23 protein-coding genes are annotated in these 24,323 nt (G+C 45.1%); 18 read left to right on the top strand and 5 right to left on the bottom strand.

The genetic code is table 11. The annotated features are described in order from the left end of the window. Positions 1–124 precede the first annotated feature (124 nt). The 7 genes from AM629_RS01915 to AM629_RS01885 all read left to right on the top strand — a co-directional run bounded on the left by AM629_RS01915 (position 125) and on the right by AM629_RS01885 (position 9,831). Positions 125–1,699, top strand: a complete 1,575-nt coding sequence (locus AM629_RS01915; protein ID WP_054475653.1) for an FG-GAP repeat protein — start codon at positions 125–127, stop codon at positions 1,697–1,699. Between the two features lie 18 nt (positions 1,700–1,717). Continuing rightward, on the top strand, positions 1,718–2,122 hold the full coding sequence (locus tag AM629_RS01910) for a hypothetical protein (RefSeq protein WP_054475650.1): 405 nt from the start codon (positions 1,718–1,720) through the stop codon (positions 2,120–2,122). A gap of 74 nt (positions 2,123–2,196) precedes the next feature. After that, positions 2,197–3,684, top strand: a complete 1,488-nt coding sequence (locus tag AM629_RS01905) for a hypothetical protein (RefSeq protein WP_054475648.1) — start codon at positions 2,197–2,199, stop codon at positions 3,682–3,684. 64 nt (positions 3,685–3,748) lie between these two features. After that, positions 3,749–5,212 (top strand): hypothetical protein, encoded by a 1,464-nt coding sequence (locus tag AM629_RS01900; RefSeq protein ID WP_054475646.1) that lies wholly within the window; start codon positions 3,749–3,751, stop codon positions 5,210–5,212. 75 nt (positions 5,213–5,287) lie between these two features. Beyond that, positions 5,288–6,763, top strand: coding sequence for a WD40 repeat domain-containing protein (locus AM629_RS01895; protein WP_054475645.1), 1,476 nt, complete (start codon positions 5,288–5,290; stop codon positions 6,761–6,763). Positions 6,764–6,811: 48 nt separating this feature from the next. Next, complete coding sequence (locus tag AM629_RS01890) at positions 6,812–8,281, top strand: hypothetical protein (RefSeq protein WP_054475642.1); 1,470 nt, start codon at positions 6,812–6,814, stop codon at positions 8,279–8,281. A gap of 59 nt (positions 8,282–8,340) precedes the next feature. Further along, positions 8,341–9,831, top strand: coding sequence for a hypothetical protein (locus tag AM629_RS01885; RefSeq protein ID WP_054475640.1), 1,491 nt, complete (start codon positions 8,341–8,343; stop codon positions 9,829–9,831). A 156-nt stretch (positions 9,832–9,987) separates the two neighbouring features. Here AM629_RS01885 and AM629_RS01880 read toward each other — a convergent pair whose 3' ends face one another. The 4 genes from AM629_RS01880 to flgA form a co-directional block, all read right to left on the bottom strand. Further along, the gene (locus tag AM629_RS01880; RefSeq protein WP_054475638.1) at positions 9,988–11,088 is read right to left on the bottom strand and encodes a hypothetical protein; all 1,101 of its coding nucleotides are present in this window, start codon (positions 11,086–11,088) and stop codon (positions 9,988–9,990) included. Positions 11,089–11,429: 341 nt separating this feature from the next. After that, a complete protein-coding gene (locus tag AM629_RS01875; RefSeq protein ID WP_054475636.1) occupies positions 11,430–11,870 on the bottom strand; it encodes a flagella synthesis protein FlgN in 441 nt (146 codons plus the stop codon). Between the two features lie 11 nt (positions 11,871–11,881). Next, complete coding sequence (gene flgM / locus AM629_RS01870) at positions 11,882–12,184, bottom strand: flagellar biosynthesis anti-sigma factor FlgM (RefSeq protein ID WP_054475634.1); 303 nt, start codon at positions 12,182–12,184, stop codon at positions 11,882–11,884. Positions 12,185–12,309: 125 nt separating this feature from the next. Then, the gene (gene flgA, locus AM629_RS01865; RefSeq protein WP_054475632.1) at positions 12,310–12,969 is read right to left on the bottom strand and encodes a flagellar basal body P-ring formation chaperone FlgA; all 660 of its coding nucleotides are present in this window, start codon (positions 12,967–12,969) and stop codon (positions 12,310–12,312) included. Between the two features lie 354 nt (positions 12,970–13,323). Here flgA and flgB point away from each other — a divergent pair, with 354 nt between their 5' ends. The 11 genes from flgB (at position 13,324) to flgL (ending at position 23,764) form a co-directional block, all read left to right on the top strand. Continuing rightward, positions 13,324–13,737, top strand: coding sequence for a flagellar basal body rod protein FlgB (gene flgB, locus AM629_RS01860; RefSeq protein ID WP_054475630.1), 414 nt, complete (start codon positions 13,324–13,326; stop codon positions 13,735–13,737). 5 nt (positions 13,738–13,742) lie between these two features. After that, on the top strand, positions 13,743–14,147 hold the full coding sequence (flgC, locus tag AM629_RS01855) for a flagellar basal body rod protein FlgC (protein WP_036849009.1): 405 nt from the start codon (positions 13,743–13,745) through the stop codon (positions 14,145–14,147). A gap of 12 nt (positions 14,148–14,159) precedes the next feature. Further along, positions 14,160–14,861 (top strand): flagellar hook assembly protein FlgD, encoded by a 702-nt coding sequence (gene flgD, locus AM629_RS01850; protein ID WP_054475628.1) that lies wholly within the window; start codon positions 14,160–14,162, stop codon positions 14,859–14,861. Between the two features lie 27 nt (positions 14,862–14,888). Beyond that, positions 14,889–16,103: a flagellar hook protein FlgE gene (flgE, locus tag AM629_RS01845; RefSeq protein WP_054475626.1), complete on the top strand. Its 1,215-nt coding sequence runs from the start codon at positions 14,889–14,891 to the stop codon at positions 16,101–16,103. Between the two features lie 18 nt (positions 16,104–16,121). Continuing rightward, positions 16,122–16,877 (top strand): flagellar basal body rod protein FlgF, encoded by a 756-nt coding sequence (locus tag AM629_RS01840; RefSeq protein WP_054475624.1) that lies wholly within the window; start codon positions 16,122–16,124, stop codon positions 16,875–16,877. Between the two features lie 23 nt (positions 16,878–16,900). Then, complete coding sequence (gene flgG, locus AM629_RS01835; RefSeq protein ID WP_054475621.1) at positions 16,901–17,683, top strand: flagellar basal-body rod protein FlgG; 783 nt, start codon at positions 16,901–16,903, stop codon at positions 17,681–17,683. A gap of 74 nt (positions 17,684–17,757) precedes the next feature. Next, on the top strand, positions 17,758–18,510 hold the full coding sequence (locus AM629_RS01830) for a flagellar basal body L-ring protein FlgH (protein ID WP_054475620.1): 753 nt from the start codon (positions 17,758–17,760) through the stop codon (positions 18,508–18,510). 12 nt (positions 18,511–18,522) lie between these two features. Then, entirely contained in the window at positions 18,523–19,632 is a 1,110-nt protein-coding gene (locus AM629_RS01825) for a flagellar basal body P-ring protein FlgI (RefSeq protein ID WP_054475618.1), read from the top strand. Further along, positions 19,632–20,573, top strand: a complete 942-nt coding sequence (flgJ, locus tag AM629_RS01820) for a flagellar assembly peptidoglycan hydrolase FlgJ (protein ID WP_054475616.1) — start codon at positions 19,632–19,634, stop codon at positions 20,571–20,573. The genes AM629_RS01825 and flgJ overlap by 1 nt, the downstream gene beginning before the upstream one ends. A 370-nt stretch (positions 20,574–20,943) precedes the next feature. Continuing rightward, a complete protein-coding gene (gene flgK, locus AM629_RS01815) occupies positions 20,944–22,593 on the top strand; it encodes a flagellar hook-associated protein FlgK (protein WP_054475615.1) in 1,650 nt (549 codons plus the stop codon). 205 nt (positions 22,594–22,798) lie between these two features. Continuing rightward, positions 22,799–23,764 (top strand): flagellar hook-associated protein FlgL, encoded by a 966-nt coding sequence (gene flgL / locus AM629_RS01810; RefSeq protein ID WP_054475613.1) that lies wholly within the window; start codon positions 22,799–22,801, stop codon positions 23,762–23,764. A gap of 173 nt (positions 23,765–23,937) precedes the next feature. On the opposite strand, the gene AM629_RS01805 is transcribed toward flgL, so the two are convergent. After that, on the bottom strand, positions 23,938–24,261 hold the full coding sequence (locus AM629_RS01805; protein ID WP_054475611.1) for a hypothetical protein: 324 nt from the start codon (positions 24,259–24,261) through the stop codon (positions 23,938–23,940). Positions 24,262–24,323 lie beyond the last annotated feature (62 nt).

Raw genomic sequence — 24,323 nt, 5'->3', positions numbered from 1 at the left:
CAATTAGAATGAAGAGAAACATTAAGAGGGGGATAAAGCCAAAATATTGTTTATCTCGAAAATAAAAGAATAGAACGGCGTGTAACAACGTTAATTTATTTGTCATTCTGCATTGGAGGTATTAATGGCTCACAACAAGACATCTACTATATCCAGCGAGAATAATTTGTTGGATAAAGAGGAAGTTAAATCCTGGTTTAAATTATATTCCATGCCGAAAAGTGAAAATTATACTCAATTGGTGCAAATAGCGGCGGAAGGTCGGCGTTTAGCTGGGCTGGACCCAGGTCAGATCGATAATAGTCCAGGGGCAGGATTTAACCGGGATCTGGATGAGGTGAATTTACTCTTAGTGAATCCCGGTGATGGGGTGCGTATCGGAGAAGACCGTGAAATTGCTGTCAATATTGATAAGAACAGTGGCTTACAGTTTATTAATGGCGAATTGGGGTTACGCCCCGACTTTAAATTGTCGCTGGAATTATTTGAGAGTTTTACGGAGGAACAACAAAGAGAACTTTATCGTTGGCTGATTCATGCTGGGGAGATGGCAGCGAGTAACGTGCAGTTGCCCGCGTTTGATTTGCCGGCTAACGGTAACAATAAAAACCTTGGCGCTGTTGTCAGTGTCAGCGGTGATGGGAAAACTATCGCGCTTAGTGGGGCAGAAGGAAAGGAACCTGTATATCTATTTTCTTATACCGATAACGGTTGGCGGCAGCAATTTGCTGATTACGTCAGTGGTTATGGCGGCAGAGCACTAAGCCTGAATCGAAACGGTAATGTTCTCGCGGTGGGCATTGATAACCGGAGCAGTGATGGTGGGCATGGTTCAGTGTTCGTTTATCACAGATCGGCAAATGGTGTGTGGGAGAAATCGGCCAAACTTTGGCTGAGTGAGGCGAACGTTCAGCAGCATTTCGGTTGTTCTGTGAGCTTGAGCGCAGATGGCACCCTATTAGCAGTAGGTGCTTATGGCTGGGGATCGGGTTCACTGGCTAATTGTGGTGCAGTGTATCTTTATCAGTATGACGGAAAGAAATGGTCACAGCTTGGTGAGCGTCTGACCTTAGCTTCTCCGGCACAGGGCGATATGTTTGGCGTCAAACTGAGCTTGAGTGCAGATGGTTCAACCTTAGCAGTGGCGGCAACGGGGCGTAACGGTAATAACGGTGAAGTGACGCTATTTCATCGTTACGGGACATACTGGCAGCCGCGACCGCCACTCCATTCGCTTACTTCTCCTTCACTCGACAGCAGTGACAGCTTTGGGACTAGTCTCAGCTTGAACGATAGCGGCGATATTTTGGCGGTGGGGTGTCCGGGAGAGAAGGGCAATGTTGGTTCGATCTATGTGTACCAGCGTTACCGTAATGCATGGCAATCCATGGGGATAGTGAGAGAAGCGGTGACTGCCGGGGAAAGGTTTGGCAGCGAACTGTCTTTAAGTGGCGACGGTCAGATACTGGTGGTGTCAACACCTGTTGGTAAAGATAACACAGGTGTGCAAACCGGTGCAGGATGGTGGTTTAGCTATCAGGATGAACAATGGATTATGCAGGGCAGATTACTGGCAGTGGATGGGGAATTAAACCATAAATTTGGTGCCGGCATTTGTCTTAGCGGTGACGGCAATACGTTAGCGATTGGCGCCAGTGGCTGGAAGAGTGGAGAAGGGAAAGTTTACCTTTACGACTAGCTAAATGAGGAAAAAACGATGGAAAAAGAGATAACAGATGAAACGGTTAGCCAGCTTAGTGCTCACTTCGCCCCTGGCAAGATCCCGACTGAGGCGGCATTTTATTCACTGATTGATTGGGCCATGTTGTGGCGACAGCTTTTTGGTTGGCGGGATAGTGATCAAACTTATCATCCGGGAGTTGGGTTGCAGGTTATCGACAACCGTTTGGCGGTTAAGATTGGTGATGGCATCTCGTTGGAACCGAAAGGGCTTGCGTTAAAGCTACAGCTCGATGGGGGATTGATGTTAGATAAATCCGGGGTGCTGTCGGTGGATGGGACTGTAGCGGTTTCGGCCCAAGCTTTTAAATTGCTTCCTGAGGAGACGCAGAAACAAATTGCCAAGTTGTTATTGAATGCGGGCACTAAGTATTCTCAATAACCGGGTGGCGGGTTTAAATTTCCCTGAACAGAAACTGGGGGCAATGACTGTCTAATTACGGCTTTTGAGGAAATATGATGACTGATAAAGAAATTAGTACCGTTGACTCATTGAAAGCGAGTTTTAAGTCCGGTGTTCCGCCCGCACCTGAAGCCTTTTTCCATTTGATTGATGAGGCATATAAGGCATATGAAATCATTGATGGCGGTAAGGGTGATGGCCCAGCCGCAGGGCTGAAACGAGATGATAAAGGAAAACTGGCTCTCAACACTCACCTTTCTGGTGGGTTAAACCTTGAACAGGGGGCTTTGGCCCTATCACTGAAGCCAGAAGGTGGATTCTCTTTTGATGGAGGAAGGCGCCTGAAATTGGATGCTGATCGGCAGGTTAAGTTTGCGGATTTTTTCAGTTTATCGCGCTGGGAGCGGATGGAGATCACGCAGTTGTTGGGTTTTAAACGTACCATGATGGCGCGTATGGTTTCTCCTTCCCCTAAAGCGAATGAACATTTTGGCACTTCTATTAGCCTGAACGCGGCGGGAAACTGCTTAGCGGTTGGGATGGATAATAAAGTCTGTGTGTATACGGGCCGGAAGGGTGAGTGGAATATAAACGCTCCCGCTGTGTTTGAGGATGATCAAGATAAATCTCGTAGTTCCTGGGACGTCAGTTTGAATGCGGTAGGAGATTGCCTGGCGGTGGGATACTTGGTGGAAGACTTTTTTAAGGATAAAAAAGTGAAGGCTTGTGTGTATACGCGCACGAATGGCGTCTGGGATACCAAAAATCCCATTGTGTTTCCGCTGGAAGATCAACGTGGATACTCTGGTGGTCACAATGTCAGCCTGAGCGCCACAGGAGATTGTCTGGCGGTGGCGGGCGACTCTTGGTCCTACATATATACACGCACGAATGGAATTTGGGATACAGAAACCCCCTTTAAGTTGATGAGCTCGTTTATTAAGGTTTGTCTGAGTGCCTCGGGAAATTGTCTGGCGGGATATAGTGTTGATTATTCTCATAATCCAATAAACGTGGTTTATGTGTATACACGCACGGATGGGGTTTGGGATAAAGAAAACCCCATTAAGTTCATGGCCGCTAAAGATCGTTCATCCAATTTTAATCGGATTTTTAGCCTAAATGCAGAGGGAGATCTTCTGGCGGTGGGGGTAGATTATGATATCCCTACTAAGGGGAAGGTTTATCTGTATACGCGCACGAATGGGATCTGGGATACAGAATATCCCATTAAGTTTTCAGCTCCTGCAAGTGACGTAACGTATTTTGGCAGCGCTATCAAACTGAATGATGTGGGAAATCGTCTGGTCGTAGGGGCGGCTTCCCGGGTGTATGTGTATACCTGTCTAAATAATAAGTGGAATATGGAAACACCTGTCGAGATTTTGGCCCCCTCAGGCAATTCAGACAATTTAAAGGGTTTTGGTAAATCTGTCAGTTTGAATAGGTGGGAGACGAGTTTAGCGGTTGGTGCAATTTCAGCCGAGGTTGGTTCTGTGTCTGAAGCTGGTGCAGTCTATGTCTTTGAGAATGTCAAATAGAAGACAGAGGACAGAAAACAGAAAACAGATGACGGTGACCGTTTAATACGGCTTTTGAGGAAATATGATGACTGATAAAGAAATTAGTACCGTTGACTCATTGAAAGCGAGTTTTGAGTCCGGTGTTCCGCCCGCACCTGAAGCCTTTTTCCATTTGATTGATGAGGCATATAAGGCATATGAAATCATTGATGGCGGTAAGGGTGATGGCCCAGCCGCAGGGCTGAAACGAGATGATAAAGGAAAACTGGCTCTCAACACTCACCTTTCTGGCGGGTTAAACCTTGAACAGGGGGCTTTGGCCCTATCACTGAAGCCAGAAGGTGGATTCTCTTTTGATGGAGGAAGGCGTCTGAAATTAGATGCTGATCGGCAGGTTAAGTTTGCGGATTTTTTCAGTTTATCGCGGTGGGAGCGGATAGAGATCACGCAGTTGTTGGGTGTTAAACGTGCCATGATGGCGCGTATGGTTTCTCCTTCCCCTAAAGCGAATGAACGCTTTGGCACTTCTATTAGCCTGAACGCGGCGGGAGACTACTTAGCGGTTGGGATGGATAATAAAGTCTGTGTATATACGGGCCGGAAGGGTGAGTGGAATATAAGTGCTCCTACGGTGTTTGAGAATGATCAAGATAAATCTCGTAGTTCCTGGGATGTCAGTTTGAATGCGGTAGGAGATTGCCTGGCGGTGGGATACTTGGTGGAATACTACATGGATGTTAAAAAAGTGAAGGCTTATGTATATACGCGCACGAATGGCGTCTGGGATACCAAAAATCCCATTGTGTTTCCGCTGGAAGATCAACGTGGATACTCTATTAGTGCGAATGTCTGCTTGAGCGCCGCAGGAGACAGTCTGGTGGTGGGCGGTGCCTCTATGTCCTATATATATACACGTACGAACGGGATTTGGGATACAGAAAACTCCATTCAGTTACCTTATTTTACCACGGTTTGTCTGAGTGCTTCGGGGAACTGTCTGGCGGGGTATATTTCCAAAGCGGTTTCTGTGTATACACGTACGAATGGGATCTGGGATACAGGAAACTATGTTAGCTTCATTGCCTCTAAAGATAACTCATCCAGTTTTAATCGGATTTTTAGCCTAAATGCAGCGGGAGATCGTCTGGCGGTGGGGGTGGATTATGATGTCCCTACTGAGGGGAAGGTTTATCTGTATACGCGCACGAATGGGATTTGGGATACGGAAAATCCTATTAAGTTTTCGGCTCCTGCAAGTGACGTAACGTATTTTGGCAGCGCTATCAAACTGAATGATGTGGGAAACCGTCTGGTCGTAGGGGCGGCTTCCCGGGTGTATGTGTACACCTGCCTAAATAATAAGTGGAATATGGAAACACCTATCGAGATTTTGGACCCCTCAGGCAATTCAGACAATTTAAATGGTTTTGGTAAGGCTATCAGTTTGAATAGGTGGGAGACGTGTTTGGCGGTTGGTGCCGTTTCAGCCAAGGTTGGTTCTGTGTCTGAAGCTGGTGCAGTCTATGTCTTTGAGAATGTCAAATGATGACCGTATAGAAGACAGAGAACAGATGACAGAAGACAGATGATGGCGACTGTCTAATACGGCTTTTGAGGAAATATGATGACTGATAAAGAAATTAGTACCGTTGACTCATTGAAAGCGAGTTTTAAATCTGGTGTGCGGCTCATGCCGGAAGCCTTTTCCCATTTGATTGATGAAGCCTATAAAGCATATGAAATCATTGATGGCGCTCAAGGTGATGGCCCAACTGCGGGGCTGAAACGAGATGACAAAGGAAAACTGACCCTCAACACCCAGCATTCTGGTGGGTTAAACCCTAATCAGGGGGCTTTAGCGCTATCATTGAAACCAGAAGGGGGACTCTCGTTTGATGGGGGAGGATATCTGAAATTGGATGCCGCTCGGCAGATTCAGTTTGCGGATTTTTTCAGTTTATCGCGGGGAGCGCGGATGGAGATCACGCAGTTGCTGGGTTTGAAACGTACTCTGATAACGCGCATTGTTTCTCCTTCCCTCAAAGAGGGTGAATACTTTGGCACTTCTGTTAGCCTGAATGCGGCGGGAGACTGCTTAGCGGTTGGGATGAACAATAAAGTCTGTGTGTATACGCGTCGAAAGAGTGGTGAGTGGAATACAAGCAAGCCTATTGTACTTGAGGCTTATGCGACAGAATATTATCTCTCTTCATGGGATGTCAGTCTGGATGCGGAGGGAGATTGCTTGGCGTTGGGAAACAGGTCGCCCTCTGTGGTTCGTGTATATACGCGCACGAATGGCGTCTGGGATACAAAAAATCCAATTGTGTTTCCGCGGGTTGCCCAATACTTTGGTATGAATGTCAGCTTGAGCGCCGCAGGAGACTATCTGGTGGCTGGGGGAACATACTACTCTCAGTTCCTTATATTTATGCGCAGGAATGGGATCTGGGATACAGAAAACCCCATTCAGCTTCCGATTCCTACGGGTTCTTATGATTTTGGCGGGATGGCCCGCCTGAGTGCCTCGGGAAATTGTCTGGCGGTGTATGGTTATTCAAGCACGATTTATGTGTATACACGTACGGATGGGATCTGGGATGGAGAAAACCCCATTAGGTTTAGGGCCCCTGAAGGTGAATTACGTGGTTTTACTAGGGTTTTTAGCCTGAATGCAGAGGGAGATCGTCTGGCTGTGGGGGGAGAAACGGATTATTATAAACCTACTGATGGGAAGGTTTATCTGTATACGTGCACGAATGGGATCTGGGATAGAGAAAATCCCATTAAGTTTTCGGCTCCTTCAAGTGACGTAACGTATTTTGGCCGCGCTATCGAACTGAATGATGCGGGAGATCGTTTGGCAGTGGGGGCGGTTTCCCGGGTGTATGTGTATACCTGTTTGAATAATAAGTGGAATATAGAAACACCTATCGAGATTTTGGACCCTTCAGGCAATTCAGACAATTTAGATAGTTTTGGCGGGGCTGTCGGCCTGAATAAGGCGGGGACGAGTTTGGCGGTTGGTGTAATTTCAATGAGGGTTGGCTCTGCGTCTGAAGCCAGTGCAGTTTATATCTTTGAGAATGTCAAATGATGTCCATACAGAAGACAGTGACTGTCTAATACGGCTTTTGAGGAAAATATGATGACTGATAAAGAAATCAATATCGTTGACTCAATGAAAGCGAATTTTAAATCTGGTGTGCGGCTTATGCCGGAAGCCTTTTCCCATTTGATTGATGAAGCCTATAAAGCATATGAAATCATTGATGGCGTTCAGGGTAATGGCCCAACCGCAGGACTGAAACGAGATGACAAAGGAAAACTGACCTTCAACACCCAGCATTCTGGCGGGTTAAATTCTAATCAGGGGGCTTTAGCGCTATCACTGAAACCAGAAGGGGGACTCTCGTTTGATGGGGGAGGATATCTGAAATTGGATGCCGCTCGGCAGATTCAGTTTGCGGATTTTTTCAGTTTATCGCGGGGCGCACGGATGGAGATCACGCAGGTGTTGGGTTTGAAACGTACTATGATAACGCGCATTGTTTCTCCTTTCCCCATAGAGGATGAGCACTTTGGTCACTCGGTTAGCCTGAACGCGGCGGGAGACTGTTTAGCGGTTGGGTCGACTCATAAAGTCTGTGTGTATACGCGCCGGAAGAGTGGTGAGTGGAATATAAGCAAGCCGATAGTGTTTGAGGATACTGAACCTGGATATGAATATGATAGAGCTTCATGGCGTGTCGGTCTGGATGCGGCGGGAGATACCCTGGCGTTGGGAGAGATATGGCGCGAAGTGGTTCATGTATATACACGCACGAAGGGCGTTTGGGATACAAAGCATCTCACTGTGTTTCCGCGGATTGCTGAAAGTTTTGGTGCGAATGTCAGCTTGAACGCGGCGGGAGACTGTCTGGTGGCTGGGGGTTACACCTCTCCGTTCCGTCTGTTTATGCGCAGGAATGGGATTTGGGATATAAAAAACCCCATTCTGTTTCCGGCCCCTTCGGATGCTTATGAGTTTGGCGTGGTTGCCCACCTGAGTGCTTCGGGAAACCGTCTGGCGGTGTGTGATCGCATTTCCGTGATTTATGTGTATACACGCACAAATGGGATCTGGGATACAGAAAATCCCATTAAGTTCAGTCACCCTGAAGGTGGATCATCTAGTTTTAGCGGGGCTTTTAGCCTGAATGCAGGGGGAAATCACTTGGCGGCGGGTACGGATTTTTATAAATCCCTGGATGGGGAGGTTTATCTGTATACGCTAACGGATGGGATCTGGGATAGAGAAAATCCTATTAAGTTTTCGGCCCCTGCAAGTGGCGTATATTTTGGTGGTTCTCTCGAACTGAATGATGCGGGAGATCGTCTGGCAGTGGGAGCGGTTTCCCGGGTGTATGTGTATACCTGTCTGAATGGTAAGTGGAATATGGAAACACCGATGGAGATTTTGAACCCTTCAGGCAATTCAGACAATTTAAATGGTTTTGGTGGACCTGTTGGCCTGAATAAAGCGGGAACGAGTTTGGTTGTTGGGGCAACGTCAGAAAGTATCGATTCTAAATCCAAAGCCGGTGCGGTTTATATCTTTGAAAATATCAATTAATACCCATACAGAAAACAGATGACGGTGACTGTCTAATACGGCTGGCTTTTGAGGAAAATGTGATGACTGATAAAGAAATTAATACCGTTGACTCATTGAAAGCGAGTTTTAAGTCTGGCGTTCGCCTCATGCCTGAAGCTTTTTTCCATTTGATTGATGAAGCATATAAGGCATATGAAATCATTGATGGCGTTCAGGGTGATGGCCCGACAGCAGGGTTGAAACGAGATGACAAAGGAAAACTGACCCTCAACACCCAGCATTCTGGCGGGTTAAATTCTAATCAAGGCGCCTTGGCGCTATCACTGAAACCAGAAGGGGGACTCTCTTTTGATGGGGGAGGGTATCTGAAATTGGATGCCGATCGGCAAGTTCAGTTTGCGGATTTTTTCAGTTTATCGCGGTGGGAGCGGATGGAGATCACGCAGGTGTTGGGTTTGAAACGTACTATGGTAACGCGAATTGTTTCTCCCTTCCCCAAAGAGAATGAGAATTTTGGTAGCTCTGTTAGCCTGAACGCGGCGGGAGACTGCCTAGCGGTTGGGATGATTAATAGAGTCTATGTATATACGCGCCGGAAGAGTGGTGAGTGGAATATAAGCAAGCCGATTGTGCTTGAAGCTTATGAAGATGAATATCATAGATCTTCATGGGATGTCTCTCTGGATGCGTCTGGCGATACCCTGGCGTTGGGAAACATGTTGCCGTATCCCACTTATAACCGAGGGCGGGTTTGTGTGTATATGCGCAGGAAGGGCGTCTGGGATACAAAACATCCCGTTGTGTTTCCGACTGGAAGTGAATACTTTGGTGTGAATGTCAGCTTGAGCGCCGCAGGAGACTGTCTGGTGGGTGGGGCCAGACACTACTCTCCGTTCCGTATATTTATGCGTCGGAATGGGATCTGGGATATAGAAAACCCCATTAGGCTTCCGCTCCCTCCGAATTTTTATGAGTTTGGCTGGATTGCCCATCTGAGTGCTGCGGGAAACTGTCTGGCGACGCATGATTTCGATCCAAAAAGCACGATTTATGTGTATACACGTATAAACGGGGTCTGGGATACAGAAAACCCCATTAAGTTCAGTCACCCTGAAGGTGAATCATCTGGTTTCAGCAGAGTTTTTAGTCTGAATGCAGAGGGAGATCGTCTGGTGGTGGGTACAGAGTTTTATAAATCCACAGATGGGGAGGTTTATCTGTATACGCGCACGAATGGGAGCTGGGATAGAGAAAATCCCATTAAGTTTTCGGCCCCGGCAAGTGGCGTATATTTTGGTAGCTCTCTCGAACTGAATGATGCGGGAGATCGTCTGGCAGTGGGAGCGTCTTACAGGGTGTATGTATATACCTGTCTGAATAATCAGTGGAATATGGAAACACCGATGGAGATTTTGAACCCTTCAAACAATTTAAATGGTTTTGGTGGACCTGTTGGCCTGAATAAGGCGGGGACGAGTTTGGCTGTTGGTGCAACGATAGAGAGTGTCGATTCTCAGTCCAAAGCCGGTGCGGTTTATGTTTTTGAGAATGTTAAAATAATATCATAGTCACTAAGCTGAACATCATCCTCGGCACTTCGCCCACAAACGTGGGCTATTACAGCGTAGCAGCGCCTTATTTTTCGCGATCCATCTTGAAATCTATAGGGTATACCCTTGAGCCTGATACGTAAGCCGCTGAAATTTCCGTCAGACTCAGCGAATTCAATATTGTTTGAAAAGATAGTCGATAATTTCCTGTTCAAATTCTAAGGCATCACGTCGTTCTGCAAGGTAGCTTTTTAGTACAGCCAGTGAGCGTAGATTTTCGCGCAGTTGGATTTCGTTTTCTATATTTTGTCGCAATTTTTTGCAATGCTCGAGAAGGTTATTCTCTATTGCTTTCGATGTATTGCCTCCCAGAGTGCGCCAAATCATGCCCGGTAACGAATCAGATTTTTTTAGCTGATTAAGCTCATTGGCTAATATGTCTATACGTGCTTTGAGCAATTTATTGATGTCGGATATATCCCGACTGTTAAAACTGAAAGTTGGATCAATGTACTTGTGGTACATGTTTATTATCGTCCAGACATCATTATCTTTCTTGGCTTGTGATAACTGTACCATCAATTGGTTTTTTTTCTTTTTCTCATCTAAATCCTGTTCACGATCTGGATGCAGTACCTTGGCTATTTTTCTATACATTTGGCTCAATTCCTGCGATTTAAACAAAGAATCCAGTTTTTTCTGGTCTTCTGCATCATATTCATCGTAGAAACGTTCTGATTCCCGTTGAAAATGCTGTTCTATGGTGGCACGCATTTTTTCAGGGCTTTTCATCATCTCAAGTAATTCTTCATCAGATATTTCTTCATTAAAATCAAAATATTCATCCAGCGTCTGCCGGATATCAGCCATCTGTTCTGGTGTTGGAACTTCCTCTTCTTTCAACGCATTAAGATCGGAAAAGTGATCGGTCAACTTATTGAGATCAAGGTTTTCGTTAAAGGGGTAAATACATAACTCAGCAAGCTCTTCTTCTATCCAGAAAAATAATTCTCTGCGTTGGTTTTTTCCCAGCGATTTTTTATCGGCAAATGAAAGCAACCGGGCCGCTTTATCATATCTGGACTGCATATATTGATGCTCTATCGGTAAGACTTCCTGTTGAAAACGCATAAACAATTCGTCTTGTTGCTGTTGTAACTTGGCGATCTTCAACTGGTATTTTTCGATGGACGTCCAGTAAGCTTTGAATTGTTGCTGAGGCGTTTTTGGTATCTGTTGTCCGCTCGATTTTCTTTTTTTTAGTTTCTTGTGCATCAATATGTTATTCCCAAGATAGAGCAATGAAATGAAGGATGTTCTCGCTGTTAATTTTGATAATTACCCGTTGTTGCTTATTCCTATATTGCAGTATATTTTTGCAACATGCAAAACGTTATCGTTGCGCAATTGTTATGTTGGCTTACAAACGGTGATTTTTGCTAATCCGTTCTTCCCTGATTACAACAACTATTTCACCGTATATTTCGTTTGAATTATTCATGCTTGAGGACTCCGTGAGTAGCTACGAAGTTTGGGTTGAACAGGAAGGTGATGCTTACAAATACTATCAAAGCAATAAAAAACGGCACTACCGCAATAGGCGGTAATGCACTGAATCAAACCTGAACTTTGTGGCCGGAAAGCATGCTGTGACGGGCAGCTTGGCCGTCTGAACCGTAAAGAGAGGGGCTATGATGACTTTTTAGGAAAGCAATGGCTTTACTATTTAAATCAAGATGCTGGGTTAACAATGAACTGTTATGCATGTTTAAATCACGAACCCGGATAATTGCTTTGCCAATCTGCTGCCATAATGTGGCAAGTATAGGTTGCTTATCATAAGGTGCAATGACGTTTAGCGTTTTGCCTAAATTAAGACGCTGTTGTTCTGAATGGCTAAGCGCGGACAACAGGAAATTTTTTCGTTCTGTTACCCGGTGCAAATCTCGTGCTTCAATAAAACCCTCGCACAGAATACGTTGCTCTTCCGTCATTATTTGGGTCAGCGAGGTTAAATGAATCACTTGCTGTTCGAGTAATTGTTGCAGTTCTTCCATAACAAGTTTAACTATTTCTTATAATGCTGAAAATTCTCGGCGGCTTCTTTGAGCAGAGCATCTGCGATTTTACCGCTGTTCATTTTTAAGGTTCCTTGAGCAAGAGCTTCTTTCAACTTTTGCACCTTTTGGATATTAATATCCTGGCTGCTTGGTTGAACCAGTTTTGTTTGTGCTTCGCTCAGTTTTACTTGTGCATCACTGCTTTGTAAAGTAACGCCGGAGGTTTTGCGGGTGCCTTGGGCGCTTTCATTAGTCGGTCGCTGTTGAACAGCGGCGATAGCTAATAAGGGTTGAGTGCGTTCGATACTCATAATTATTATCCTTTATGGCCAGGCATAGGTTTACCTATGGATCGGAGCAGGTTACATGCCATTGGCATACCTGCAAATCGTGCTCTGCTGGTTATATCGGCACAGTAAAAGAAAACTTTAGTAACTTATAACATGATTTTTACACTGCCGTTTTCTAATGCCTGGCCGGTTATAACGTGCCCTGAATTCATTCGAACTCTGACTTTATCAGAAGTAGCGGCATTATTAATAGCTTTCCCTTCGTTCCGTATCTGAAAGCCATCTCCTTGTACGATGACCACTACGTTTTGACCTGACCGCACTGCCCACGGGCGGCGTAACATGTTGCGCGTGAGAACCTGCCCAACCGGGATGTTGCGCACAGCAACGCTGTTTTTTATTTCATTTTTGTTAAAAATCAGATCATGGGGTAGTTTTTCCAGTAATCCGCTTCTGACCTGAATATCTTTCTCAGATAAAACATCATTACGTGAGAGGGCGCGACGGGTAACCAGATAGTTTCCTGTGACACTGACAGCGACTTGAATAAATTTGCGTTGTTGATGACAGACGACCGGTAAAGAGATATTTCCCCAGTTTTGACCACCAATCGGTGGCTGAATTTCTGGCAATTCACATTGAGGCCATTGCGGTTCCGGCGTTCTGATTTCAACAGAAACGTTATGGTGATTACCCCGGTGTATCTGTTGGAAATAATGCGTTATAGCCTGAGGTAAAGGATTGCCCCATGCCATCGGCATAATAAAGAAAAATGCGAACAGCCCGATAATCTTTATAGCTTGCATCTTCTCGCTCTCATTATTTCTGTCGATAAAGTCAATAAATCTGCTATCGCTTAATGGCGCACAGTGTATCTGTATTGAACGTCAGTTAATGGGATAAATAGCAATTCAATTAGCGTCTATTCATCCGATAGGCTTTTCCTTCTGCGTTTATTCTGTTTACTGCGAATTTCGCGATCGCGAAAGGCGCTATACCCAAAGATTTCAAGATGGATCGCGACGGCAAGGGAGCGAATCCCGGGAGCATAGAGAACTATGTGACTGGGGTGAGTGAGTGCAGCCAACAAAGCAGCAACTTGAAGGATGAAGGGGATATTAAGATTCACAACACAGGTAAGTCACATCAGAGGGAGGAATATGCTCGATAAATTAGATGCAGCCTTTCATTTTCAGCAGGAAGCCTTGTCATTGCGAGCACGGCGGCAGGAAATATTGTCCGCTAATATCGCCAATGCGGATACGCCTGGCTATCAGGCACGGGATATTGATTTCGCCGCACAACTGAAAAAAACCATTGCGCACGGTCGGGTCACCGGGAACGGGATCGGGCTGACGCTGACATCCGATCGGCATATTCCCATTCAGCCTCAGAAGAGAATGGAGATGGATTTGCTGTATCGCGTGCCTTATCAACCAGCAATGGATGGCAACACGGTAGATATGGATATGGAACGCAGTAATTTTATGGATAACAGCCTGAAATATCAGGCCGAGCTGACGGCGACCAGCTCTCAGGTTAAAAGCATGATGTCAGTTTTACAGCAAGGATAAAGGCCATGTCTTTACTCAGTGTTTTTGATATTGCCGGTTCGGCATTATCCGCTCAATCCCAAAGGTTAAATGTCAGTGCCAGTAATATGGCGAATGCCGATAGTGTTTCGGGGCCTGATGGTCAGCCATATCGGGCTAAACAGGTTGTTTTTCGTGTTGCTGCACCGGCGGGACAAGAAACGGGTGGTGTCAGAGTCAGTGAAATTGTTGATGATCCAACCCCTTTCCGCCTTGAGTATCAGCCGGGGCACCCGTTGGCCGATGAAAAGGGTTATGTACGAATGCCAAACGTTGATGTAGTCGGAGAAATGATTAACACCATTTCGGCTTCCCGTAGTTATCAAGCTAACGTTGAAGTGCTTAATACGACTAAATCGATAATGCTGAAAACATTAACGTTAGGTCAGTAACAGGAGCAACTCATGGCAATTACCAGTTCAATAAACGGATTTCAGGATAACACTACGGTCAGGGAGTTAGCCCAGAGCAGCAAGACAAACAAGAAGAACAGTCAAGAGCTGAATAGCAATTTTATGCAATTGCTGCTCGCGCAAGTAAAAAACCAAGACCCCACTAACCCGATGCAGAACAATGAGCTAACGTCCCATTTAGCGCAGATCAACATGCTAGAGGGGATCGAAAAGCTGAATACCACAGTCGGGTCTATTGTTGGTCAGATGAATAATAGTCAGTCTTTACAGGCATCGGCTCTGATTGGACGGGACATTATGATCCCAGGGAATACCATTCTGGTTGGTCCAAACGAACAAAATGGCGGCATCAGTACGACATCATTTGGTATTGAGCTGGAAAGACCGGCAGATAGTGTGAAAGTCACCATTACTGATAAGCAAGGCGTAGTTGTACGCCAAATTGATATCGGTCCGTTAGGAGCGGGTGTTCATAGTTTCCCTTGGGACGGTATAAAAGAAGATGGTGCTAAAGCTGAGGCTGGCGCTTATACAATCACCATTGAAGCTAGCGATAAAGGTGAGCTGCGAGTATCTCAGCCACTCAGGTCCGCGACTGTTAAGGGTATTACGCGTGACGCGGACGGCGCCAGGTTGGATTTAGGATGGAAGAACGGTGCCGTCACTATGGATCAGATACGTCAGATTCTTTAACAAACAAGCATTTTAACGGAGAGTAATATGGCTTTTTCACAGGCAGTTAGTGGCTTGAATGCAGCAGCAGGTAATTTGGATGTTATCGGTAATAATATCGCTAACGCCGCGACATATGGCTTTAAATCAAGTACAGCTGCTTTCTCTGACATTTTTGCCGGTTCTCAGGTCGGTCTGGGGGTACAAATGTCGGGTATTAACCAGAACTTTCAAGATGGTACGCCGACGACGACTACCCGAGTACTTGATATGGCGATCACTAAGGACGGTTTTTTCCGGGTGCAAGGCAGTGATGGCACAATCCGCTATTCCCGTAACGGTGAGTTTAAATTAGATGAGAACCGCAACATTATTAATATGCAAGGCATGAAGTTGACCGGTTATCCGGCAGTGAGTATCAATGGGGGATCACCAGAAATTCAGAAAGGTGCTAACCCAGAACCGATCACAATATCTAAGGGAATGCTGGCGGCTAAAGCGACAACTAAGGTTACGATGACAACGAACCTTAATTCGATGCATAACAAAAAGACAGATACTTTCTCACCAGAAAATAATGATTCTTATAACTATGCTAACACTATTACCACCTTTGATAGCCTAGGTAACCAGCATAATGTCAGGGTTTTCTTCGTAAAAACAAACGATAACGAATGGCAGGTTCATGCTCAGGATAGTGCGGTTGAGGGCGCTAAAGCAGCTTCGTTGGGAACGTTGAAATTTGATAGCAATGGCACGCTCATTGGAGACAATAATCAGTTTACATTTAATGTTCCCTCTCTGAATGGTTCTAATGCCGCTGATATCACTATCGATTTTAATGGCAGTAAACAGCAGAGCATTGATGCTGATAGCATATCGGTACTCAAACCAGACGGTTATGCCGCAGGTGAATTCATTGGCTACAGTATTGAGAAAGATGGCCGTGTTATCGGCAACTATTCCAATAAGCAATCCCAGGTATTAGGCCAGATTGTTCTAACCAACTTTGCTAACCCGGAAGGACTGGCAGCACAGGGTGACAACGTATGGGTAGAAACTGGCGCTTCAGGTAGTCCGATTGTCGGTATTGCGGGATCAGGCGGTTTTGGCGAATTGCTCAGTAAGACGCTGGAATCATCTAACGTTGATATGAGCAAAGAGTTGGTCAATATGATCGTGGCTCAACGTAACTATCAATCCAATGCGCAGACCATCAAAACGCAGGATCAGATCCTGCAAACGCTGGTCAGCATGCGCTGATAGTTTCAGGATAGCATTATGGATCATGTCATTTATACCGCAATGGGTGGCGCCCGTCAGACCCTGGAACATCAAGCGGTGACGGCAAATAATCTGGCAAATGTATCAACGCCGGGTTTTAAAGCACAACTGACTGCTTTGCGGGCAGTGCCTGTTGAAGGGGCTGCCTTTAACACCCGTACTTTGGTTGCGGCTTCAACGCCGGGTTCTGACAATCGTCAGGGGCCGATGAACTATACCGCGCGTCCGCTGGATGTGGCGATTGGGCAGGGAGGATATCTGACGGTTCAGCTTGAAGATGGTTCCGAGGCTTATACCCGTAACGGTAGCATTCAAATTTCAGCGGATGGTCAGTTAACTGTTCAGGGTAACTTGCTGATGAGTGAAAACGGCCCGATCGATGTTCCGCCACAAGCTGAATTAACCTTGGCGGCTGATGGCTCGATCTCTGCTTTGGTTGCTGGTGATCCGCCAACTTTGCTGGGGCAACTTGGCAAATTGAAAATGGTGAAGCCAGAGAACAATCAACTTGTCCGTGGTGATGATGGCCTCTTCCATATGACTGAACAGGCACAAGCGTTACAGGGTGATGTCTTACCTGCCAGTGATGAGGTGAAATTAATGCCTGGTGCGCTTGAAGGAAGTAACGTCAATCCGATGGAAAGTATGGTGAGTATGATTGCCAACGCCCGTCGTTTTGAAATGCAGATGAAAGTCATCCATAGCTCAGATGAAAATGCACAACGTGCTAATCAGCTGTTATCAATAAGTTGATTTAGACACAGAGGATAAAACCGATGATCCGATCATTATGGATTGCTAAAACTGGGTTAGATGCCCAGCAAACCAACATGGATGTGATTGCCAATAACTTGGCAAACGTCAGCACCAATGGTTTTAAACGCCAGCGTGCCGTCTTTGAAGATCTGCTTTACCAGACCATTCGTCAACCAGGAGCTATGTCGTCGGAACAAACCCGTTTACCTTCTGGTTTACAGATAGGTACTGGGGTGCGTCCGGTAGCAACAGAACGTATACATAGTCAGGGAAACTTATCTGAAACTAATAACAGTCGTAATGTTGCTATTAGAGGGAAGGGTTTCTTTCAGGTTCAGTTACCTGATGGTACCAGTGCTTACACCCGTGACGGTTCATTTCAGGAAGATCAAAATGGACAGTTGACCACCGCTAACGGTTTTTTGATATTTCCTACCATTACCATTCCTGATAACGCGACGGATATCACCATTAGCCGTGATGGTGTTGTCAGTGCGAAAATACAGGGGCAATCGACACCTCAGCAAGTGGGTCAATTTACCCTGACAACCTTTATCAATGACAGTGGGTTAGAAAGTATTGGTGAAAACCTTTATGTAGAAACTAGCAGCTCTGGCGTACCGATTGAAAATACACCAGGAATAAATGGCGCTGGGTTGCTACAGCATAAATATGTAGAAACATCTAACGTCAATATCGCTGAAGAATTGGTCAATATGATTCAGACTCAGCGTGCTTATGAAGTTAACAGTAAGGCGGTGTCGACGTCTGATCAGATGCTACAAAAACTGACTCAGTTATAACCTAATCGTCAATCAGAACCGCGGGGGAACATTCAGTTTCCCCGTTATTCAGGGATAAATTAAGAGTATCGAAGATGGATACAATGGCTGTTGCCGAGACCAGCGCCGTTTGTCAGTTCCGCCCTTTACGGAAAAATTTGGCGAATAAATGGCGTTGTAGTATAGCACTGGCAGTATTGTCACTAACGGGCTGTGCGTATATACCACAAAAACCCCTAGTTGAGGGAGCAACCACCGCAGTACCTTCTGCGACAACCACGCCAGTCCCTAATGGCGCTATTTTTCAAGTAGTACAGCCTATTTATTATGGTTATCAGCCGCTATTTGAAGATCGCCGACCACGAAATATTGGCGATACTTTGACGATTACATTGCAGGAAAATGTCAGCGCCAGCAAAAGTTCTTCTGCTAATGCCAGCCGTAATGGAAAAAACACATTTTCCGCAGCACTGACTCCTCGTTTTCTTAGCGGGCTAATTGGTGGGGATAAAACCGATTTAGAGATGGAAGGTGAGAATACTTTTGGCGGGAAAGGCGGCGCTAATGCTAATAATACGTTCAGGGGGACGATCACTGTGACGGTCGATCAGTTATTGGCGAACGGTAACTTACATGTGGTCGGTGAGAAGCAGATTGCTATCAATCAGGGAACTGAGTTTATCCGTTTCTCCGGTGTCGTTAACCCACGGACAATTAATGCTAATAACACCGTCAGTTCCAATCAGGTTGCTGATGCCCGCATTGAATATGTGGGGAATGGCTATATCAATGAAGCGCAGAACATGGGTTGGTTACAGCGTTTCTTCCTGAATATTGCACCGTTTTAAAAGGGGATGGTTATGATAAAACAATGTGCTGCCAGCCTTCTTCTTGTATTGCTGACTCTGGTGACAACGACGGCATCAGCAGAACGTATCCGTGATCTCACCACGGTTCAGGGGGTGCGGGAAAATGCGTTGATTGGTTATGGATTGGTGGTTGGGCTAGATGGAACCGGTGACCAGACGACTCAAACGCCATTTACCACTCAGAGTTTAAGCAACATGTTATCCCAATTGGGGATTACCGTCCCTCCGGGAACCAATATGCAGTTGAAAAACGTGGCTGCCGTTATGGTTACCGCGAAGCTACCACCGTTTGGCCGTGCCGGACAGAATATTGATGTGGTGGTCTCTTCTCTGGGAAATGCTAAAAGTTTACGTGGTGGTACTTTGCTGATGACGCCACTGAAAGGTATTGATAATCAGATATATGCTTTGGCTCAGGGCAATATTCTGGTCGGTGGCGCAGGCGCCAGTGCCGGTGGTAATAGTGTGAAAGTTAATCAGCTTGCGGGGGGCCGAATTAGCAATGGGGCAGTGATTGAACGTGAATTACCCACGCAGTTTGGTGAAAATGGCACCCTTAATCTTCAATTAAATAACGAAGATTTTTCACTGGCACAGCAAATCAGTGATGCGATTAACCGTATGCGCGGAACCGGGACAGCAACGCCGCTGGATGCTCGTACAGTGCAATTGCGCATGCCGAGAGATAAAAGTGAGCAGGTTAAATTTCTTTCTCATGTACAGAACCTGACTGTCCGTGTCGATGTTGGTGATGCCAAAGTGATTATCAACTCCCGCACCGGCTCTGTGGTGATGAACCGCAATGTGATGCTAGATAGCTGCGCTATTGCTCAGGGGAATCTTTCTGTGACCGTTGAGAGTCAGACCGTTGTTAATCAGCCTAATACACCATTAGCGGGCGGAAGTACGGTGGTCACCCGTAACACCGGCGTCGCAGTTCGTGAACAAGGTGGCGCGTTGCAGCAGGTTAACGCCAGTGCGAGTTTGAATAGTGTCGTTCAGGCACTGAATGCACTGGGCGCAACACCGAATGATTTAATGTCAATCTTACAGGCAATGGAAAGTGCGGGTTGTCTGCGAGCGAAGCTGGAGATCATTTGATGAATGATTTTTCAACCTTGTCTGGTGCCGCTTATGATGTACAGTCGGTTAACACCTTGAGATCCAATCTGGCAAAAGATCCACAACAGGGGCTACGGCAAGTAGCCCAACAAATGGAAGGTCTTTTTGTTCAGATGATGCTGAAAAGTATGCGTTCAGCTCTGCCTAAAGATGGCATGTTGAACAGTGAACAGACACACCTCTATACTTCGATATACGATCAGCAAATCGCGCAGAATATGGCTCATAAGGGGCTAGGTTTTGCCGATATGATACTCAAACAGCTTTCTAACACTAAAACCGCCCCCAGCGAAATAGCGGGTAAGATACCCATGACTGCGGATAACGAAGTTTTGCAAACCTTGCCAAGGCAGGCGCTTGAGCAATTTATCCGCCGGACGGTACCGAAACCTGAGACGGTCACTAAGCCGTTATCGCTCAACAGTACCAACTTTGTTTCTACCCTTTCTGTTCCTGCTAGGATAGCCAGTCAGAGCAGTGGTATTCCCCATTTATTGATTATCGCTCAGGCTGCTCTGGAATCTGGTTGGGGGCAAAGAGAGATTCTGACTGCCGATGGCAAGCCAAGCCATAATCTATTTGGCATTAAGGCTAGTAAAGACTGGAAAGGGCCGGCGACCAATATTCTGACCACCGAATATATCAATGGCGAGCCGCAGAAAATGAAAGACAGCTTCCGGGTTTATGGTTCTTACGTGGAAGCGATTACGGATTACGTCAAGTTACTTACAGAAAGTCCGCGTTACGCTAAGGTTGCCAGCGCTGCTACACCGGAACAGGGGGCTTATTCTCTGCAACAGGCAGGTTATGCTACTGATCCCGGATATGCCAAAAAACTGGTATCTGTTATTCAGCAGTTAAAGGGTGTTGGAGAACAGGCGGTGAAAGCTTATACCCACGATTTGAGTGAACTGTTCTGATCCATATTTTGCTCAAGTTTTATTGAATTCAGCCGATAAATTACAGTAACTCAGACACTATTTTACCTGAAGGGTTGTTTGCCGCCACCAGCGGAGACATAACTATACCCAATAGATTTTAAGATGGATCGCGACGGCAAGGGAGCGAATCCCCGGGAGCCTATACCCAATAGATTTCAATTTGCAGTGCGGCGGCAAGTGAACGCATTCCCAGGAGCATAGATAACGATGTGACTGGGGTAAGTGAAAGCAGCCAACAAAGCAGCAACTTGAAAGATGAAGGGTATAGATAACTCTGTGACCGGGTGAGTGCAGCCAACAAAGAGGCAACTTGAAAGATAACAGGTATAAAACGCAAAAGGATCTTCTGATGTCCAACAGTCTTATTAATACCGCGATGAGTGGCCTTCAGGCTGCTCAGATTGCTTTGGGAACCGTGAGTAATAATATCGCAAATATGCGATCTCCTGGTTATAACCGGCAATCAACAGTGATCAATCAAAACGGTGGTGCAATGACGTCCGCTGGTTTTGTCGGAAATGGTGCTACTGTTACTAGTATTAACCGTCAATATAACGAATTCATTAATCATCAACTTGCTGAGGCTCAGGCGAAAAAAGGGGAGTTTACCACTTATTACGAGCAAATTTACCAAATTGATGATTTACTGAAAGATAGCGCGAATAACCTTTCATACACCATTGATGATTTCTTTACCAGTTTAACTAATGTCGTCAGTAATGCTGAAGATAATGCGGCCAGAACGACAACCATTGGGAAAGCTAAGGGGCTGGTAAACCAGTTGAAAAGTGCGGATACCTTCCTGCGTAAAACGGAAAATAACATTAATCGGGAAATGGCTAACTATGCTAGTAAAATCAATGACTATACTCAGCAAATCTCCAAACTCAATGGTGAAATTACCCGTATGAGAGGCGGTGGTAGTGCTGAACCGAATGCATTACTGGATCAGCGTGATAGATTGGTCAATGAACTGAATGAACTGGTTGGTGTGAGTGTTACTCAGCAGGATGGCGACTCTTATAATATTTCTTTTGCGGGTGGATTAACGCTGGTTCAGGGAACAACGGCCTACAGAGTAGAAGCGATTCCGTCTAATGCGGACAGTAGCCGCATCACACTAGGCTATGATCGTGGTTTTGGTGATGTCGTTGAAATTGATGAAAAATTCATTGATAAAGGTAAATTAAGCGGCACATTACGGGCGCGTAGTGAAGGGTTGGATAATGCCCGTAATAAATTAAACCAATTAGCATTGGTATTGGCAGATCAATTTAATCAGGTTCACCGTTCTGGTTTTGATTTAGAAGGTAAACCCGGTGAAAATTTCTTCACGCTTAACAACCCGGATATTATTGCTAATGGTAAAAATAAAGGTTCAGCTGATTTTAAAGTGGAATATACAGATACCTCAGCAGTAAAAGCCTGTGATTATCATATTAGCTACGATGGGGCTAATTGGAAAATCCAGCGTATTTCTGATACTGGTAAGTCGGATATTTCTGCCAAAGTAACGGGAAATACACTGGAATTTGATGGACTGAAAGTTGAAATTAATCCGACCAATGCCCAAGAGCATGACCAATACACATTGAAAGCGGTCAGTGGTGTTATTGATGGCATGGCCGTGAATATTAAAGATCCGTCGCAACTGGCGGCGGCGGGGACTAAAGATAGTGGGCTGAGTGATAACGTCAATGTCAAAAAACTCATTGAATTGCAGAGCAAAAAATTAGTAGAGGGTAAAGCATCATTTTCGGGTGCCTATGCTTCGATGGTCAGTACTATTGGTAGCCAGACCAGTACGGCGAATATTGATTTACAAAGTCAGAATAGTATTGTTCAACAGTATTATAACCAACAGCAAGAGGTTTCCGGTGTCAATATAGATGAAGAGTACATATCATTACAAAGTTTACAGCAATATTATTTGGCTAATGCTCAAGTTATTCAGACTGCCACAAAGCTGTTTGATGCTATTTTGGATCTTCGTCGCTAATAAACGTGCTACTTAATGTAAAAATAGCCTGAGAATATTCAGATGTCCCAAGTATTTATACCCAATGGATTTCAAGATGCATCGCGACGGCAAGGGAGCGAATCCCTGGGAGCATAGATAACTCTGTGACCGGGGTGAGTGCAGCCAACAAAGAGGCAACTTGAAAGATAACGGGTATAGTTAAATATTTAAAAGGAATAATATCGTGCGCGTAAGTACCAATGTATTGTATGACCAGAAAACGATTAGCATCACTTCTGCTCAGTCAAAATGGATGCAGCAGGGAGCACAACTATCTAGCGGTCGGAGAGTAATTAATCCATCTGATGATCCGATGGCTGCCTCTCAGGGGATTATGGTTGCTCAGGCTGAATCTCAGAACCAGCAGTATATGACCGCTCGCTCATTTGCCCAAAACTCGATTTCTATGCAATTAAGTGTGGTATCTAATGTTGTCCTTAAGGTTCAGGATGTTCATGAAAGTCTGGTAGCCACAGTAAACGGAGTATTAAGTGATGAAGATCGTAACTCACTGGCTATTCAGCTGGATGGATTGAAAAAACAGCTGGTGAATCTGGGTAACACGACTGATGGTAATGGGCGCTATATTTTTGCCGGTTATAAAACGGATGTAAAACCTTTTGATGAGAGTAAAAGTGGTCCAGTTAGCTATCGAGGCGGCTTTGAGGAAATGACTCAGAAAGTTGATAGCAATCGCTCTATGATCATAGGACATACCGGGAAGCAGGTATTTCTCTCGTCTGCCAGTAATTCGGTAAAAGAGCCGGATGGCAGCCCCAGTGAGTCCGATATATTTAAAACGATAGACATAGCGATTCAGTCATTGAGAACGCCACTTGAAGGGGCAGATCAAAAAACTCATGATGACGCAGTGGAATTGTTAAATAAGGCGAACCGTGGTGCTCGCAATGTGTTGAATAATGTCTCTTCTGTGGAATCGGTATTGGGTTTACAACTAAGAGAAATAGAGGAGTTAAATAGCTTGGGGGAAGAACGCTCTCTGGCTAATAAAAATCGTTTGAGTCAACTGCTTGACGTTGAATGGAATTCAGCGATCTCGAATTATTATCAACAACAAGCAGTACTTCAGGCATCGTATAAGACATTTGTCGATATGAAAGGCATGTCGTTGTTTGAGATGTTTCGTTAATTAAGTTTTCATTGTTAATTGAATCGCTGGTTTTCAGGCCAGCGATTTGTTTGATTGAATGTATTTAACTGATCACAATTAAATATTTCAGATGATTATCTATCATGTAAACAATCCTACTTTTTTCTTTTTCAGTTAATTCCCTTCTGTAGTTAAAAATATATTATTGAAACTTAAAGTGCCGGATGTGGACTTGGGTATAACTCAGTAACTTCAGCTTCTGCATATTGATAGCCACTAAGATTGATAACGACAACTTTGTAGAAATAAACAGGGTTAGGCAGTCTTTGTAAAGATTTAGTTTCACCGGGTTGGATCTCAATAAAAGTATATTGATTGTAATCTCCGAATGGAGATGACCAGTAATTTACGGCTCTAATGGGGGCTGGTCCATTGTTTTTTATAGTAAAATTAGGGTGATGAGTCGTCGGCATTACTATATTTCCAGCCGCATAAAGTTCAAAAGTTTGGGTAGGGTTTATATATATAATTCTCATTTTATTATTTCCTTATCATATTGTGCATATATACAGATAGTTTTATCTGATAAATTTAAATT

The organism is Photorhabdus heterorhabditis (assembly GCF_001280945.1).
Taxonomy (GTDB): domain Bacteria; phylum Pseudomonadota; class Gammaproteobacteria; order Enterobacterales; family Enterobacteriaceae; genus Photorhabdus; species Photorhabdus heterorhabditis.
Note: the sequence above shows the minus strand (reverse complement) of the source record. Positions and strands in the feature narration are given on the sequence as shown.